The organism is Haematobacter sp., from assembly GCF_032102465.1.
Classification (GTDB): Bacteria; Pseudomonadota; Alphaproteobacteria; order Rhodobacterales; family Rhodobacteraceae; genus Haematobacter.
In genome coordinates this window covers 132,334-147,805 of the sequence record NZ_DAMDHB010000004.1, presented here as the reverse complement: position 1 = coordinate 147,805, position 15,472 = coordinate 132,334, and the positions used below count along the sequence as shown (strand labels likewise).

18 protein-coding genes are annotated in these 15,472 nt (G+C 66.4%); 9 read left to right on the top strand and 9 right to left on the bottom strand.

Annotated features, from left to right (window positions below):
- The first annotated feature begins 41 nt into the window (after positions 1–41).
- Positions 42–626, top strand: coding sequence for a Dps family protein (locus RT513_RS04885; protein ID WP_035713051.1), 585 nt, complete (start codon positions 42–44; stop codon positions 624–626).
- Between the two features lie 4 nt (positions 627–630).
- Positions 631–1,653 (top strand): aromatic acid exporter family protein, encoded by a 1,023-nt coding sequence (locus RT513_RS04880; protein ID WP_290688139.1) that lies wholly within the window; start codon positions 631–633, stop codon positions 1,651–1,653.
- On the opposite strand, the gene RT513_RS04875 is transcribed toward RT513_RS04880, so the two are convergent.
- Positions 1,613–2,071, bottom strand: coding sequence for an Lrp/AsnC family transcriptional regulator (locus RT513_RS04875; protein WP_035744050.1), 459 nt, complete (start codon positions 2,069–2,071; stop codon positions 1,613–1,615). The two genes, RT513_RS04880 and RT513_RS04875, sit on opposite strands and share 41 nt — an antisense overlap.
- Complete coding sequence (locus tag RT513_RS04870; RefSeq protein WP_035744048.1) at positions 2,068–2,523, bottom strand: Lrp/AsnC family transcriptional regulator; 456 nt, start codon at positions 2,521–2,523, stop codon at positions 2,068–2,070. Before RT513_RS04870 ends, RT513_RS04875 begins: the two co-directional genes overlap by 4 nt.
- Positions 2,524–2,653: 130 nt before the next feature.
- Here RT513_RS04870 and ilvC point away from each other — a divergent pair, with 130 nt between their 5' ends.
- The 4 genes from ilvC to RT513_RS04850 all read left to right on the top strand — a co-directional run bounded on the left by ilvC (position 2,654) and on the right by RT513_RS04850 (position 5,678).
- On the top strand, positions 2,654–3,676 hold the full coding sequence (gene ilvC / locus RT513_RS04865) for a ketol-acid reductoisomerase (protein ID WP_088215224.1): 1,023 nt from the start codon (positions 2,654–2,656) through the stop codon (positions 3,674–3,676).
- A gap of 218 nt (positions 3,677–3,894) precedes the next feature.
- The gene (locus RT513_RS04860; protein ID WP_290688142.1) at positions 3,895–4,401 is read left to right on the top strand and encodes an SH3 domain-containing protein; all 507 of its coding nucleotides are present in this window, start codon (positions 3,895–3,897) and stop codon (positions 4,399–4,401) included.
- Between the two features lie 68 nt (positions 4,402–4,469).
- Positions 4,470–5,345 carry a cation diffusion facilitator family transporter gene (locus RT513_RS04855; RefSeq protein WP_290688144.1) on the top strand — a complete coding sequence of 292 codons (876 nt, stop codon included), beginning with the start codon at positions 4,470–4,472 and terminating at the stop codon, positions 5,343–5,345.
- Between the two features lie 57 nt (positions 5,346–5,402).
- A complete protein-coding gene (locus tag RT513_RS04850) occupies positions 5,403–5,678 on the top strand; it encodes a hypothetical protein (RefSeq protein ID WP_088215221.1) in 276 nt (91 codons plus the stop codon).
- On the opposite strand, the gene RT513_RS04845 is transcribed toward RT513_RS04850, so the two are convergent.
- From RT513_RS04845 to RT513_RS04820, 6 genes are all read right to left on the bottom strand, one after another.
- A complete protein-coding gene (locus tag RT513_RS04845) occupies positions 5,675–7,702 on the bottom strand; it encodes a M3 family metallopeptidase (protein WP_290688147.1) in 2,028 nt (675 codons plus the stop codon). The genes RT513_RS04850 and RT513_RS04845 overlap by 4 nt on opposite strands.
- Positions 7,703–7,828: 126 nt before the next feature.
- Complete coding sequence (locus RT513_RS04840; protein ID WP_290688149.1) at positions 7,829–8,896, bottom strand: HesA/MoeB/ThiF family protein; 1,068 nt, start codon at positions 8,894–8,896, stop codon at positions 7,829–7,831.
- Between the two features lie 3 nt (positions 8,897–8,899).
- Positions 8,900–9,367, bottom strand: a complete 468-nt coding sequence (dut, locus tag RT513_RS04835) for a dUTP diphosphatase (RefSeq protein ID WP_088215256.1) — start codon at positions 9,365–9,367, stop codon at positions 8,900–8,902.
- A gap of 14 nt (positions 9,368–9,381) precedes the next feature.
- Positions 9,382–10,578 carry a bifunctional phosphopantothenoylcysteine decarboxylase/phosphopantothenate--cysteine ligase CoaBC gene (gene coaBC / locus RT513_RS04830; RefSeq protein WP_035744036.1) on the bottom strand — a complete coding sequence of 399 codons (1,197 nt, stop codon included), beginning with the start codon at positions 10,576–10,578 and terminating at the stop codon, positions 9,382–9,384.
- A gap of 61 nt (positions 10,579–10,639) precedes the next feature.
- On the bottom strand, positions 10,640–11,443 hold the full coding sequence (locus RT513_RS04825; RefSeq protein WP_290688152.1) for a ChaN family lipoprotein: 804 nt from the start codon (positions 11,441–11,443) through the stop codon (positions 10,640–10,642).
- Positions 11,440–12,309, bottom strand: coding sequence for an RNA polymerase factor sigma-32 (locus RT513_RS04820; RefSeq protein ID WP_290688154.1), 870 nt, complete (start codon positions 12,307–12,309; stop codon positions 11,440–11,442). Before RT513_RS04820 ends, RT513_RS04825 begins: the two co-directional genes overlap by 4 nt.
- Before the next feature lie 102 nt (positions 12,310–12,411).
- Between RT513_RS04820 and cobU the strand changes: the two genes are divergently transcribed.
- From cobU to RT513_RS04805, 3 genes are all read left to right on the top strand, one after another.
- Positions 12,412–12,948 (top strand): bifunctional adenosylcobinamide kinase/adenosylcobinamide-phosphate guanylyltransferase, encoded by a 537-nt coding sequence (gene cobU / locus RT513_RS04815; RefSeq protein WP_290688156.1) that lies wholly within the window; start codon positions 12,412–12,414, stop codon positions 12,946–12,948.
- Positions 12,945–13,529, top strand: coding sequence for a histidine phosphatase family protein (locus tag RT513_RS04810; protein ID WP_290688158.1), 585 nt, complete (start codon positions 12,945–12,947; stop codon positions 13,527–13,529). The genes cobU and RT513_RS04810 overlap by 4 nt, the downstream gene beginning before the upstream one ends.
- Before the next feature lie 76 nt (positions 13,530–13,605).
- On the top strand, positions 13,606–14,475 hold the full coding sequence (locus RT513_RS04805; RefSeq protein WP_290688160.1) for a glutathione S-transferase: 870 nt from the start codon (positions 13,606–13,608) through the stop codon (positions 14,473–14,475).
- On the opposite strand, the gene speB is transcribed toward RT513_RS04805, so the two are convergent.
- Complete coding sequence (gene speB, locus RT513_RS04800; protein ID WP_088215255.1) at positions 14,476–15,438, bottom strand: agmatinase; 963 nt, start codon at positions 15,436–15,438, stop codon at positions 14,476–14,478.
- Positions 15,439–15,472 lie beyond the last annotated feature (34 nt).

The following is a 15,472-nucleotide window of genomic DNA, read 5'->3' as shown; positions in this document are numbered from 1 at the left end:
GAAGCGTCTCGGCATCCGCACCTATCGGGCTGGAGGCCAGAATGGCGAAGCAACGCAAAACCGTCGAAGACATGTCGAGCCAGCCGTGGCTCCATCAGGAAGGCCGGATCATTCAGGAGTTCGGCACGGCACGGCAGTTTCCGCTGGGCCTGTCGCACAATGCACGGCTCTACTCCTGCGAGCGGCTGAACCAGGTTCTGGCCGACACGCAAATCCTGCACGCCTTCTACAAGAAATCCCACTGGCTGATGCGGGGCGCGACCTTTTACCAGCTCCACCTCCTGCTGGACAAGCATGCGGGTGAGCAGCTCGAACTGATCGACATGGTCGCGGAGCGGATCCAGACGCTGGGCGGCATCGCCGTCGGCGACCCGCGCCATGTGGCGGAGATCACCCGTGTTCCCCGGGCTCCCAATGGTGCGGAGGAAGTGCCCGCCATGCTGTCCCGCCTGCTCGAAGCCCATGAGATGATCCTGATCGACGCCCATGACGCGGCGGAGAAGGTGCAGGAGCAGGGCGACGACGGCTCCAACGACGTGCTCGTCTCCAACGTGATACGGACGAACGAGCTTCAGTGCTGGTTCCTTGCCGAGCATCTGGTGGACACCCCGCTCGTCCGCGTCTGACAGGGTGGCAAGGCGCGGTATCGCGGCGCGCGTTCTTGGCCGTTGGCGTATCACATGGCTCGACGCGCTGGAAAGCGCGGCGGGCGCAACGCTGGCGTGGGTCATAGCACACGGGGTCTTCGGTCACGACCGGCCTGTCTTTGCGGCGGTAAGCGCGATCGTCTGCCTGTCCCCCGCCCTGCCCAGCCACGCGCGGCAGGCCATCGGCCTGATGTCGGGCGTGGTCACGGGGACGGTGGTGGGGGAACTGGGCCTGCTGCTGGTGCCGGACACCTATCCGGTTCTCCGTCTGGCCATCGTCAGCTTTGTCGCGATGATGGTTGCGACAAGTTATGGCCAGCCCGCCGTCGTGCCTATTCAGGCCGGGGTCTCGGCGCTTCTGGTGCTGGCCATGGGGCCGCAGACCGCGGGCCTGTCGCGCCTGATCGACGTGGCGACCGGCACCGGCGTGGGCCTTCTGTTCAGTCAGGTGCTGTTCACGCGCGACCCGGTCCGCCTCGTCCAACGATCCGCCGCCGCGATGACGGCACAACTGGCGGCCGGTCTGCGGCAACTGGGCGATGCCATCGGCAAGGGCGACGTGCCCGGGGCGGAGGCCGCGCTGAAAGTCATTTCCCAAACCCACGGCCCGGTGGTCGCGCTGGGAGAAAGCACCGCCGCCGCCCGGCAGGAGGCCCGGTGGTCGCTCCGCGGCCGATTGTCCGCCGAACGGGTGAGCCATGTGACGGAGATCTACGATTCCCAGTCGATACGGCTCTACGCCTGCGCCCTCCTCATGGCGGAGGCAGGCGTTGACCTTCTGCGAAAGGAAGGCGCCGCGCCCGGTGTGGCAGACATGCTCTCCAACCTTGCCAGTGGGCTGAAAACGGGCATTTCGCCTCGGCTCCCGCAGGGCGTCGATCCGGGATGGGAGCCGATGCTGATCCATCTTCTGCGCGTCCGGTCCGCAATGCTGGCCTTTCGCGCCAGCGACCCGACCGAGGGGGTCATCCCAGCGGGCCCGGACGATGCTCCTCCGACAGCATGACATTCGCCTCCACCTGCCCCACCCCCGGCAATGTCATGATGCGCCGCCGCAGGATGCGCTCGAAATCGACGATGTCACGGGCCACGACGCGCAGGCGATAATCGAAGACGCCCAGCACATGCTGCACCGTCAGCACCTCCGGGATGGCTGTCACGGCACGCTCGAAATCGTCGAGGCTAACCCGCCCGCGCGTGGCGAGCTTGATGCCCAGAAACACCGTCACGCCGAAGCCGAGCGCCTGATGGTCCAGCAGCACCCGACGCCCCCGGATCGCACCCGCCTCCGTCAACCGCTTCAACCGCCGCCAGGCCGCGGGCTGGCTCAGGCCCAGCCTCCGGCCCGCCTCTCCCGCCGACAGCCGCGCATCTTCCGCCAGAACGCGCAGCAGGCGCCGGTCCATATCGTCAAGCTCGATCACAGCGGCAGCGTCTCCGCATCCTTTATGACGGAGACGAGCATCAGCGCCTCGATATCCGCGATATGCGGCAGCGTCAGGATGCGGTTGCGATAAATCTCCTGATAATGCGCCATGTCGCGGGCGATGACCGACAGCCGCACATCGACACGGCCCAGGAAGGTCTGGATCGCCACGACCTCCGGCACCTCGCGCGCGGCGGCGAGGAACTGGTCGAACGCGCGGGGATCGGTCTTGTCGAGCGTGAACCGCAGGCTCACCTCCACCTCCCAGCCGAGCGCGCGCCAGTCGATGATCGCCTGCTCCCCCTGCACGACCCCCTCCTCCCGCATCCGCTCCAGCCGGCGGGAAAAGGTGGCGGCCGTGACGCCGGCCCGCTCCGCCAGCCGAAGCGCGGGCGCGTCGGGATCGGCGAGGTAGTGGCGAAGAATGCGTCTGTCGGTATCGTTGAGCATGAATATATCCATATTCCTCAACATGAAGAATTGAAACATCGCTTATTTGCGAATGTTTCGCGAGTTTGCATTCGCCATGCAGCCGGCATGTCTATGATCTGCCCCATAAATCAGCAGAAGGAGGCGCCCGATGCGCGTCTATTACGATCGTGATTGCGACATCAATCTCATCAAGGACAAGAAGGTCGCCATTCTCGGCTATGGCAGCCAGGGCCACGCCCATGCGCTGAACCTGCGGGATTCCGGCGCAAAGAACGTCGTCGTCGCGCTGCGCCCCGGTTCGGCTTCCGCCAAGAAGGCCGAAGCCGAAGGGCTGAAGGTCATGGAGATCGCGGAAGCAGCGGCCTGGGCCGACCTCGTGATGTTCACCATGCCCGACGAGCTTCAGGCCGAGACCTACAAGAAATACGTTCATGACAATCTGAAGGAAGGCTCCGCCATCGCCTTCGCTCACGGCCTCAACATCCACTTCGGCCTGATCGAGCCGAAGCCGGGCGTCGATGTCATCATGATGGCGCCGAAGGGGCCGGGACATACCGTGCGCGGTGAGTTCGTGAAGGGCGGCGGCGTGCCCTGCCTTGTTGCCGTGGCGAACGATGCGTCCGGCAAGGCACTGGAGATCGGCCTGTCCTATTGCTCCGCCATCGGCGGCGGCCGCTCGGGCATCATCGAGACGACCTTCAAGGAAGAATGCGAGACCGACCTGTTCGGCGAGCAGGCCGTGCTCTGCGGCGGCCTGGTCGAGCTGATCCGCATGGGCTTCGAGACGCTGGTCGAAGCGGGTTACGAACCGGAGATGGCCTATTTCGAGTGCCTCCATGAGGTGAAGCTGATCGTGGACCTGATCTACGAAGGCGGCATCGCCAACATGAACTACTCGATCTCCAACACCGCAGAATACGGGGAATACGTCTCCGGCCCGCGCGTCCTTCCGTACGAGGAAACCAAGGCCCGCATGAAAGAAGTGCTGACCGACATCCAGAACGGCAAGTTCGTGCGCAACTTCATGCAGGAGAATGCCGTCGGCCAGCCCTACTTCAAGGCGACCCGCCGCATCAACGACGCGCACCAGATCGAGCAGGTCGGTGAGAAGCTCCGCGCCATGATGCCCTGGATCTCCAAGGGCAAGATGGTGGACAAGAGCCGCAACTGATCGCGGCCAGAGTTCGGATATGGAAGGGGCGCCATCCGGCGCCCCTTTCGCATGTAGGAAGCCGCCTCGTGAAGCCGCATGGGGCGGACACAGCGCCGTCCCGGTGGGGGCATCGCGAAATCCTGCTGGCCTTCGTAGCGGCCAGATGAAATCCTGCCGCCGAGCAGACGCCACAAGGCGTGATTCGGGTCCAACGAGACCAGCGGGCAGCATATATCATGAAACAGGCCGTCTTCTGCGTCATCGCCGCAGTCATCGCGATCCTTCTGGCGGGCATGGTCCGCGCGCAGGATGAGGAGCGCGGCGCGGTCACCAATCTGCCGGTCCCCCGCTTCGTTTCGCTCAAGACTTCCGAGGGGAACGTGCGGCGCGGGCCCTCGCTTACGCATCGGATCGACTGGGTGTTCACCCGGCGGGACATGCCGCTCCGGGTCGTGGCGGAGCACGGCAACTGGCGGCGGGTCGAGGACCGGGACGGAGTTGGCGGCTGGATCCACTTCGCGCTGTTGTCGGGGGTGCGTACCGTGCTGGTGGAGACCGATATGGTCCCGCTTCGCGCCCGACCGGAGGAAGATGGCCGCGTCGTCGCAGAAGCGCAGGCGGGCGTCATCGCACGGCTCGGCAAGTGCCTGCCCGACTGGTGCGAGATCACCGCCTCCGGCTCCGACGGCTGGGTTCCCAAGGCGACGATCTGGGGGGTCGATGCGCAGGAAACCCGCGACTGACCCTGCACCGGCCCCTGTAACTTCGGCGGTTTTGCCCTTATACATGACCTCCCACTCAGGAGTGCAGCATGGACAGACCGGCGACGCGCGAAAATATTTCCGCGGGGGTGGCCTCCGTCTCCGTCGCGCTCATCCTCGTCGCGCTGAAGCTGTGGGCGGTGGTGGAAACGCGGTCGCTTTCCATCGCGGCGAGCCTTGCTGACAGTTCGCTCGACCTGCTGGTGTCGCTCGGCGGGCTGGCCGCGATCCTCTATGCCGCGCGCCCGCCGGACGAGGATCACGCCTTCGGCCATACGTCGGTCGAGGATCTGACCGCGCTCGGCCAGTCCACCTTCATCCTGATGTCCGCCGCCCTCATCGCATGGAACGGGTTCGCGCGGCTGTTCGGCCCGAAGTCGCACGACCTGTCGGCGCAGGAGGGCGGCATCGCCGTGATGGTCCTCTCCATCGGGCTCACCATCGGCCTCGTGCTCTGGCAGCGACGCGTGGTGCGGCGGACGGGAAGCAAGGTCGTCGCGGCGGATTCGGTGCATTACATCGGCGACCTCATTCCCAACATAGGCGCCATCGTGTCGCTGTGGGTCTCCGCCCGCTATGGGCTTGGTCAGGTGGACAGCATCGTGGCCATTGCGGCGGCCGCTGTCATGGCGTTCGGGGCGATCAGGATCGGGCGGGATGCGTGGAACGCCCTGATGGACCGCCGCGCGGACCCGGCGCTGATCGAAGGCATCGCCGCGATCACGCGCGACTGGCCCGGCGTGCGCGGTTTCCACGACCTGAAAACCCGAACAAGCGGCAGCCGCGTCTTCGTGAACCTGCACATCGAGCTGGACGGCGATCAGCCGCTCCGCGATGCCCATGCCATCAGCGCGGCGCTCAAGCGGCGCATTCTCGAAGCCTATCCGCAAACAGATGTCATCATCCACAAGGACGTCGCGGACTGAGCGGAACAGCCGCGGCGACGCCCGCGTTGTTCCCCGCCCTGACACAGGAGGCGCACCATGTCCCTCACCCCCGAACGTCTGGAAGCCATGATCGTTGCGCACCGCAAGGTGCTCCGCGATCTGATGGCCAACCTGCCGCGCGACAGGCTCGACGATCTGCGCCATCGGCTGACGCGTGGAGAGACCGTTCAGGACGGCGCGGAGGACCCCGGCGTTATTCCGCAGGAGGCGTTCTCCTTCGAGGCCGCCGTGGCGGAGGAGACGCGCCTCCTCCTCCGCATGGTCAGTGATATCGTCGATCAGCCGACCCGTCGGCGGCCCAGCGACCGCTAGGCCGCGTCGTCCAGCCCTCGTCCGCGGAGCAATGCCTCCACACCGGGCATCCTGCCCCGGAAGGCCGTGTATTCCTCCGCCGGATCACGGCTTCCCCCGGCAGACAGGATGTTCTGCTCCAGCCGCCGCGCGATTTCCGGGTCGAATGGATCGCCAGCCTCGCGGAAGGCATCGAACGCATCCGCATCCATCACTTCGGACCACATGTAGCTGTAGTAGCCCGAAGCATATCCCTCCCCCGCAAAGACATGGCCGAAATGCGGTGTGGCGTGGCGCATGCGGATCGCATGGGGCATGCCGACCTCCGCCAGAACCTCGGCTTGCTTCGCCATCGGATCGGCAGGGGGCGGACCCTCGTGAAACGCCAGATCGACCAACGCAGAGGCAAGATACTCCACGGTTGCGAAGCCCTGATCGAAGTTCTGCGCGGCCAGCAGACGTTCCAGCATCTCCCGGGGCATCGGCTCGCCCGTGCGGTAGTGGCGGGCGTGGCGCTCCAGCACCTCCGGAACCTCAAGCCAGTGCTCGTAGAGCTGGCTCGGCAGTTCGACGAAATCCCGCGCGACGGAGGTGCCGGAGACGAAGCCGTAGGTCACATCAGACAGCATCTGATGCAGCGCGTGGCCGAATTCATGGAACAGCGTGCGCGCGTCATCATAGGACAGCAGCGCGGGCTGCCCCTTCGCGGGCTTGGCGAAGTTGCAGACATTGACCACGATGGGCCGCACCTCACCGCCCAGCTTGCGCTGACTGCGGAAGGCGGAACACCATGCGCCCGAGCGTTTGGAGGGCCGGGCAAAATAGTCGCCGATGAACACGGCCATATGCCTCCCGTCGCGCGTCACGTCCCACGCGCGGGCGTCGGGGTGGTAGAGCGGCACGTCGAGCGGCTCGAACTTCAGGCCGAAAAGCCGCCCGGCCGTCTCGAAGGCCGCCTCCACCATGCGGTCGAGTTGCAGGTAGGGCTTCAGCGCGGCCTCATCCAGATCGTGCTCCGCCTTGCGCCGGCGGGCCGCATAGAACCGCCAGTCCCAGGGTTCGAGCCGGCCGTTCACCCCATCCTCATGCAGCAGGTGCGTCAGGGCTTCGGCGTCTGCCTCCGCCTTGGCGCGCGCGGGTGTCCATACGCGGGAAAGCAACTCCTGCACCCGCTCCGGCGTATGGGCCATCTCGGGTTCCAGCTTGTAGGCGGCGTAAGAGGGGTAGCCCAGCAGTTCCGCACGCTCATGACGGAGCTTCAGGGTTTCGGCGACAAGCGCGCGTGTATCGTTGGCATTGCCGTTCGACCCGCGCGCGGTCCAGGCCTCGTAGGCGCGCTGACGGAGTTCTCTGCGGGGAGAGAGTTCGAGGAACGGCACGATGAGCGAGCGGTTGAGCGTGAGCGTCCAGCCCTCCCGGCCCCGCTCGGCGGCAGCGGCGGCCAGCCCCTCGACCAGAAACTCCGGCAGGCCCTCCAGATCGCCCTCCGCCAGATCCATGGACCAGTCGCGCTCCTCCGCCAGAACCTTCTGACCGAAGTCGGTGCCCAGAGAGGCCAGATGCTCCTTGATGGCGCGGAAACGGTCGGCGGGCGCGCCTTCCAGCTCGGCGCCTGCACGGACGAACATCTGATGGTAGAGGTCCAGAACACGCAGCTGCTCCGGCGTGAGAGTGAGCTGCTCGCGCTGTTCCCAGACGGTGCGCACCCTGTCATAGAGCGTGCGGTTCATCAGGACTTCGGAGGAGAACTTGGCCATCTTCGGCGCGAGATCCCGCTGCAAGGCCTCTCGCGCAGGATTGGCGTCGGAGCCAGAGAGATTGTAGAACACCCCCGCCACCCGGTCGAGCCGCTGCTCCGCCAGTTCCAGTGCCTCGATCGTATTGTCAAAGGTGGGCGCTGCGGGGTCGGCGGCAATGGCCGAGATATTGGCGCGCGCCTCCGCCAGAGCGGCGTCGAAGGCCGCGGCGAAATCGTCATCCGTGATCCGGTCGAAGGGCGGCAGGCCGAAGGGCGCGGTCCAGGATTCAAGCAGGGGATTGGTCATCTGGGCTCTCCTTAACAACGGGAAGCTAAGCCGGGTCGGAGAGGCTTTCCAGCCCCGTCGAACGGAAACGCAGGAACACGATCTCCCCGACCTTGAAACGCGGCGTTCCGGCCTTTGCAGAAACGTTCAGATGCCGCCGCAGACCGGACAGCCCGGCCGGCGATGGACCGCAATCATGCGCGTCTCGCCGTAAAGCCCGTCGTACAGCAGAAGCCGCCCGCGCAGCCCCATGCCCGCGCCCGTCAGTTCCTTCAGCGTCTCCAGCGCCATCATCGTGCCCAGAACGCCCGGCAGCGGCCCCGCGACCCCGCCCTCCGCACAGGTCGGGGCAAGACCGGCCGCTGGTTCCACCGGAAAGAGACAGGCCAGACAGGGTGCCCCCCGCGCAGGATCGAAAAGGGAGATCTGCCCCTCCCACTGACCGACCGACGCGGAGAGGAGCGGCACCCCCGCTTCCACCGCCGCACGGTTGACCAGCGCCCGCGTGGCAAAACCGTCACTGCCGTCGAGCACAAGGTCCACGCCCGGGATCAGCTCCGCGGCCAGAGTGTCGTCCAGACGCCGGTCTACCGGCGTCACCGCGACGCCCGCATTGAGCGCATGGATCGCGCGGGCGGCGGAGGCGACCTTGGACATGCCGATATCTTCCGTTCGGTGGATCACCTGCCGCTGAAGATTGGAGAGGTCCACCCTGTCGTCGTCCACAAGCGTGATCCGCCCGACTCCCGCCGCCGCCAGATAAAGAAGCGCGGGGGAGCCGATACCGCCCGCCCCCACCACGAGCACATGCGCATTCCGCAAGCGCCTTTGCCCCTGGCCGCCGACTTCCCGCAGAATGAGATGCCGGGAATAACGCTCCACCTCCGCTTCGCTCAGCGCGGCCGTTCCCGGGGCGGCGGTTCCCATCTGTGCAGGCGCCCCGGCCCCCTGCACTGCGGACCGCGCCCGCATGCGGAGCCGGCCCAGCAACTGCGCGTAACCCCAGACCGCAAGACCCGCCCCGCCCAGCACGAGCCAGGCACCGACGGACCATCCGAGCCAGCCCCGGAGCGCCGCCCCCTCCGGCAGCACCACCAGCAACGCGAGAACCGCAACGTAAAGCAGGCCGATGGCCAGCCAGCGTATCTCCCGCCGGATACCGAAGGCCGCGGCAAGACCCCAGATCGCCGCCGCGAGGAGAAGGACGACCAGCACCGCTCAACCGCGACCGGTAGAGCCGAAGCCTCCCTCTCCCCGCGCGGTGGCGGAGAGTGTCTCGGCAGGCTCGAACCGGGCCTGAACGACCGGCGCGATGACAAGCTGGGCGATCCGATCGCCATGATGCACGGTGTAGGGATCATGGCCGAGATTGACCAGCAGCACACCAAGCGGACCACGATAATCGGAATCGATCGTGCCCGGCGTATTCGGCAGGGTGATCCCGTGCTTCAGAGCAAGCCCCGAGCGCGGACGGATCTGCATCTCAAACCCCTCCGGGATCTCCACGCGAAATCCGGTCGGCATCACGACACGCCGCATGGGATCGATGATGAACCCGGTCTCCCTGTCCTCCGGTTGCAGGTTGGCGCGGACATCAGCACCTGCCGCCCCGGCGGTCTCATAGGAGGGCAGCAGGATGGAGCGGTCTGCCCAATCCTCCCACAGAATACGCAGCACGGGGGTCATCTTCATCCTTCCTGTCACTTGAGCGCTTCGGCGATCCGCCGGGCGAGACGGGCCGCGACCTCCTCCTTGGGGAGACGCGGCCAGGGTTCCTGCCCATCGGCACTGATGAGCGTTACGGCATTCTCCGTCCCGCCCATGATGCCGGTCGCCGGACTGACATCATTGGCCACGATCCAGTCGGCCCCCTTCCGGGCAAGCTTCGCCGTCGCATGGGCGATCACGTCGTTCGTCTCCGCCGCGAAACCCACAACCAGCCGGGGACGGCCCACGCCCATGCGGCCCACGGTCGCCAGAATGTCCGGGTTCTCCCGGAAGGAGAGCGCGGGAAGGCTGCCATCCGCCTGCTTCTTGATCTTCGCCTCGCCCCGGTTGGCCACCTGCCAATCCGCCACGGCTGCGGCAAAGACTGCAGCGTCGGCGGGCAGAGCACCCTGAACCGCGGCCAGCATCTCCTCTGCGGTCTCCACACGGATGACAGCGACGCCGGAGGGCGGCGGCACGCTGGCCGGACCGGTCACGAAGGTCACCCGCGCGCCCATGTCGCGGAGCGCGGCGGCAATGGCCGTCCCCTGCGCACCGGAGGAGCGGTTGGCGATATAGCGCACCGGGTCGATCGGTTCATGGGTCGGCCCGGAGGTGACAAGCACATGCCGGCCCGAGAGCGGCCCGCTGTCGAACACCGAAGCGACGGTCGCCACGATCTGCGGCACTTCCACCATCCTGCCGGGACCGTATTCGCCGCAGGCCATGGGTCCGTCCACCGGGCCTGCGAACAGGATGCCATCCGCACGGAGCTGCTCCACATTGCGGCGGGTCGCGGGGTGTTCCCACATCCGCACGTTCATCGCGGGAACGACGAGCACCTGCTTGTCCGTCGCGAGCAGCAGCGTGGAGGCCAGATCATTGGCGAGTCCGGCTGCCATCTTGGCCAGCAGATCCGCGGTCGCGGGACAGACGACGACCAGATCGGCAGCACGGGAAAGCTGGATATGTCCCATCTCCGCCTCATCCGTGAGGTCAAAGAGGTCTCGGTAGCACTTCCGTGCGGCAAGCGCGGAGGCCGAGAGCGGCGTCACGAAATGCTCCGCGGCGGGTGTGAGAACCGGTGTCACCTCCGCCCCCCGGTCCCGCAACCGCCGGATGAGGTCGAGCGCCTTGGTCGCGGCCACGCCGCCACCGATGATCATCAGGATATGTTTGCCGTCCAGCACGTCCCGCCTCCGCCGTCCCGTTTCATCTATCCCCGTTCGATGCGGCGGGAGCAAGCCGCGATCACGGTTTGCGGAGCGAAGCACAGGGATCGTCGCGCGGTTCCGGCGGCGTGACGATCCACAGGTCGTAGGGTTGCTGCGCTGCCGCGCCCTCCTCCACCTGACCGACGGAGATCACGCGCAGATCAGGGGCCGCGGTCTTCAGCATTGCCGGAACGGCCCCCGCCCGCACATGTCCCGATCCGGCGATCACCACTACGGGCGGACCATGCTCCGCCAGCGCCCTCAGCGTCGCGCGTGCCAGAGCTGCATCCCTCAGCCGCTGGGCATCCACCATCATGGGGAGCAGGTCACCCGGCAGCATGTCGCAATGTGCGAGCCGCTGCTCCTCCTCCGCCGCCTGCTGCGCCTCCGCGGGGAGCGGCCGATCAAGCGCGAAGCGGTGCGCCTCCGGCCCGAACAGCGCTGCGGCACCCTTCTCCCTCAGCCCCGCCATATCCTCCCGCGTCACGCCTGCGCCGAGGATCGCCGCCTCCGGGGCAGCCGCGAAAATGGGCCAGTAGAGCGAGAAATCCGGCCAGCCGCTTGTCGCCCAACCCGTGGCAAGCGCCAGCGCGTCTGACGACTGGCGGGCCTGCGGGGTGACGAGATCCGCCTGCGCCGGGGTCAGCATTTCAAAGACAAGCGCCTTTGGCTTCAACGCGGCGACGGCACGGGCCTGATTTTCATGATGGCGCGGATTGTCATGCACCTCGCCCAGCAGGATCACGTCTGCCGGGGGCAGGTCATCCAGCCGCGCGGGCGGAACGGCATCCGCCGCGACCGGAGCCGCGGCGATGAAAAGCACGGGGGCAAGCCACTTCATGAGAAGAAGTGGTGCACCTCCCGGTTGCGGGTTTCAAGGCTCTTGCGAAGCCGGGCGAAGGCCGCCGTCTCGATCTGCCGCACACGCTCCTTGGAAAGCCCGAGTTCCGTGCCGAGGCTGTCGAGCGTGCGAGGCTGCGGGCGCAGGCGGCGCTCCCGCACGATATACCGCTCGCGTTCCGAAAGATCGCCCATGGCCGTCATCAGCCAGTTGCGCAGGCGCAGCGTATCGTGGCGGGATTCGTAAACCTCCTCCGCGCGCGGCGTGTCATCCTCCAGCGCGTCGATCCACTCCCGGCCTTCTTCCGCGCCCTGAACCGCGTTCAGCGACTGATCCTGCCCGGACATGCGGCGCTCCATCTCCGTCACGTCCCGCAGCGAAACGCCAAGCTCGTCGGCGACGGCCTGCAGAAGTTCGTCCCCCGCAAGGTCCTCACCCCGCTGCCGGGCTTCCCGCTCCAGCCGGGCGCGGACGCGGTGGAGGTTGAAGAAAAGCGACTTCTGCACCGTCGTGGATCCGGTCCGGACCAGCGACCAGTTCCGCATCACGTGATCCTGAATGGAGGCCTTGATCCACCACACGGCGTAGGTGGAGAAGCGCACGCCGCGATCAGGGTCGAACTTCTCCGCCGCTTTCATGAGACCGACGATGGATTCCTGCAAAAGGTCTCCCATCGGCACGCCATAACGACGGAATTTCATTGCCATGGAGATCGCGAGCCGCAGATAGGCGGTGACCAAGCGATGCAGAGCCGCTTCATCGCCCCGGTCTCGCCAGGCTTCGGCGAGCGAGCGTTCTGTATCGGCGTCAAGCATCTCTGCGGTCATCGCGCGGCGCATAAGGCCGCTTTCTCTGATTTCCAGCATGGTTCACCTGTCCTTCCGGGTGGCCCCTCAGGGCTCTTGCCTTGCGGCGTTTCCGTGCTACGCAGGCTGAAAACTCGTCAGATCGGAAAAAGTTCACGACATATGCAAAAAAAACTTTTTCTGATTTTGGGCGGCGCGGATTCCGGGAAGTCGGTTTTTGCAGAGAACTTGGTCAAGCAACTGGCCGCATCGAACGCGCGCCTTTGCTATATCGCGACCGCCGCTATTGAGGATGAGGAGATGGCGGAGCGGGTGGAGCGCCACAAGGCGCGCCGAGGCCCGGAGTGGCGCATTGTGGAGGGGAGAACCGAGGCCACGCTCGCCGCATTGGCCAAGGACGAAGTTGCCCTGCTCGACTGCGCGACGCTCTGGCTCTCCGGTCAGATGTTGGCGGAGACGGCAGGAGAGGCGGACCTTCCCACGGCGTTTTCCGGGCTGGAAACCGCGCTCGCAGCGGCACGGGGAACGGTGGTGATCGTCTCCAATGAAACCGGGCTGGGCATCGTGCCCATGCACCCCCTTTCCCGTGCCTTCCGTGCGGCGCAGGGGCAATTGAACCAACGGCTCGCGGCGCTTGCGGATGTGGCGGTGCTTGTTGTCGCGGGCCTCCCGCTGGTGCTGAAGGGAGAGCTTCCGTGAGCCGCTGGTGGTGGATACGCCACGGGCCGACCCATGCCAAAGGGATGGTCGGCTGGACCGACCTACCCGCCGATCTCAGCGACAGCGGAACCATCGAGCGTCTGCTCGCCGAGCTGCCGGAGCAGGCCCTCGTAGTCTCCTCCGATCTGAAACGGGCCGTGGCGACGGCGGACCTGATCCCGGGAACCCGCCTTCCGCACGAGGCCGGCCTGCGGGAAATCGGCTTCGGAGACTGGGAGCAACTCACGGCGGACGAGATATCCGCGCGCGATGGCACGCTCGCCCGCCGCTTCTGGGAACAGCCGGGCGACATCGCACCCCCCGGCGGGGAGAGCTGGAACATGCTGTGCCGTCGCACGGCGGAGGCGGTGGACAGGCTTACCCTGCTGCATCCGGGCCGCGACATCATCTGCGTCGCGCATTTCGGGGTGATCCTCTCTGAACTTCAGCGCGCGAACGGCAAGTCAGCGGCCGAGGCATTCAGCCAACCGGTCGCGCCGCTATCCCTCTCCCGCATCGATATCGTTGACGGTCAGCGCCGCTGCCTGTTCGCCAACCGCAGATTCGATCACAAATCTTGATGAACTAGCCGACAAATATGCATTTCCATGATTGAACGCCGCCCTGCTATCTGAAGCGGCACGAAGGGAGATTGCGATGTATGAGCTGTTGATCGGAGACCGGGCCTATTCGAGCTGGTCGATGCGGGGCTGGCTGCTGTTCGACGCGTTCGGCATTCCGGTGAAGGTCAAGGCGGTGCGGATGTACAGCCCGGATTTCGCCGCCGCCATTGCCGCCTTCCCCCCTGCACGCACGGTTCCGGTGATCCGCACGGCAGAGGGCACCGTCATCTCCGACACCATCGCCATTGCCGAGGAACTGGCCTCGCGGGAGCCGGGTGTCGGCATCTGGCCCGCCGGGCCGGCCGCTCGCGCCGTCGCCCGGCGGCTGGTGGCGGAGATGCACTCGGGCTTCGCGCCCCTCCGCGATCATTCCACCATGAACCTCCGGGCCTCCTATACGAACAGCAACCCGCCGGAGGCCGTGCTGGCCGACCTCGCCCGGATCGAAACCATCTGGTCGGACGCGCGCGCGGAAACGGAAAGCAAGGGCTCGTGGCTCTGCGGTGCCTATTCGGCAGCGGATGCCTTCTATGCGCCGATTGCGGCACGTATCGCCACGTACAACCTTCCCGTGGGACCGGAGGCGCTGGCCTATATGCAGGCGCATCTCTCCCACCCCTCCTTCCGCCGCTGGCGCGCGATGTCGCTGGTCGATTTCTCCGATCAGGAGGTCTATCGCCGCGACTATCCCCGCCGGCCATGGCCCGGCCCCGCGCCGATCCCTGCCGAGGCGGTCGGTCAGGGTCCGGCAGAGAACGAGACCTGCCCCTATTCCGGTCGTCCGGTCACGCATTTCCTGAAGGCCGAGGGACGCGTCTTCGGCTTCTGCAACGCCTTCTGCCGCGACAAGACGGTGGCGGACCCGGAAGCATGGCCCGCCTTCATGGCCCTGCTTCGCGGCTGACTAGCGGCGGCGAGGCCAGGCCCAGAGGCAGATCAGCTCCGTCGCGACATGCGCTCCGGCCACCGCCGTGATTCCCGCCGTGTCATAGGGCGGCGACACTTCGACCACGTCGCCGCCAACCATGTTGATGCCCGCAAGCCGCCGCAGGATGATCGCCGCCTGCGCCGAAGACAGACCGCCCCAGACCGGCGTCCCCGTCCCCGGAGCAAAGGCGGGGTCGAGGCAGTCGATATCGAAGCTGACATAGACCGGCCGATCGTCCACGATGCTGCGGACCTTCTCCGCCACGGCGCGGGGGCTGGTCTCATGCACGTCGAACGCGTCGATGACGTGCAGGCCGAGAGTATCGGTATTTGTCGTGCGAATGCCGACCTGCACGGAATGCGCGACGTCGATCACCCCCTCCTTCACCGCCTTGTAGAACATCGTGCCGTGATCGACGCGGCCCGTATCGTCATCAGGCCATGTATCGGAATGCGCGTCGAAGTGGACAAGCGCGAGCGGCCCGAACCGCTCCGCATGGGCACGCAGAATCGGGTGGCTGATCGAATGATCGCCGCCGAGCGCGATCACCGCCGCCCCCTGATCGTGGATACCGCGGATATGCGCGGCCAGCGTCTCGGGAAAGTCCGCAGGCCGGGCATAGTCGAAGGCCAGATCGCCATAATCGGCGATGGAGAAATCCGACAGCGGATCGAACCCCCAGCCATAGGGCGGGTCGAAGGCCTGGAGCGTGGACGCCTCCCGGATCGCACGCGGGCCGAAGCGGGTGCCGGGGCGATGGGTCACGGCCTGATCGAAGGGCACGCCGGTAACGGCCAGATCGTATCCCGCCAGATCCTTCGTGTAGCGCCGCCGCAGGAAGGAGGTCGCGCCGCCGAAGGCATTTTCATACGAAAGACCCCGCGCATCCCTGCGTGTGATCGCCGTGTCCACTTCGGTCTTCGCGTCTTCGAGCGCCATCGCCGCCTCCGTCATGCTGCCGGAGTGCAGGGTA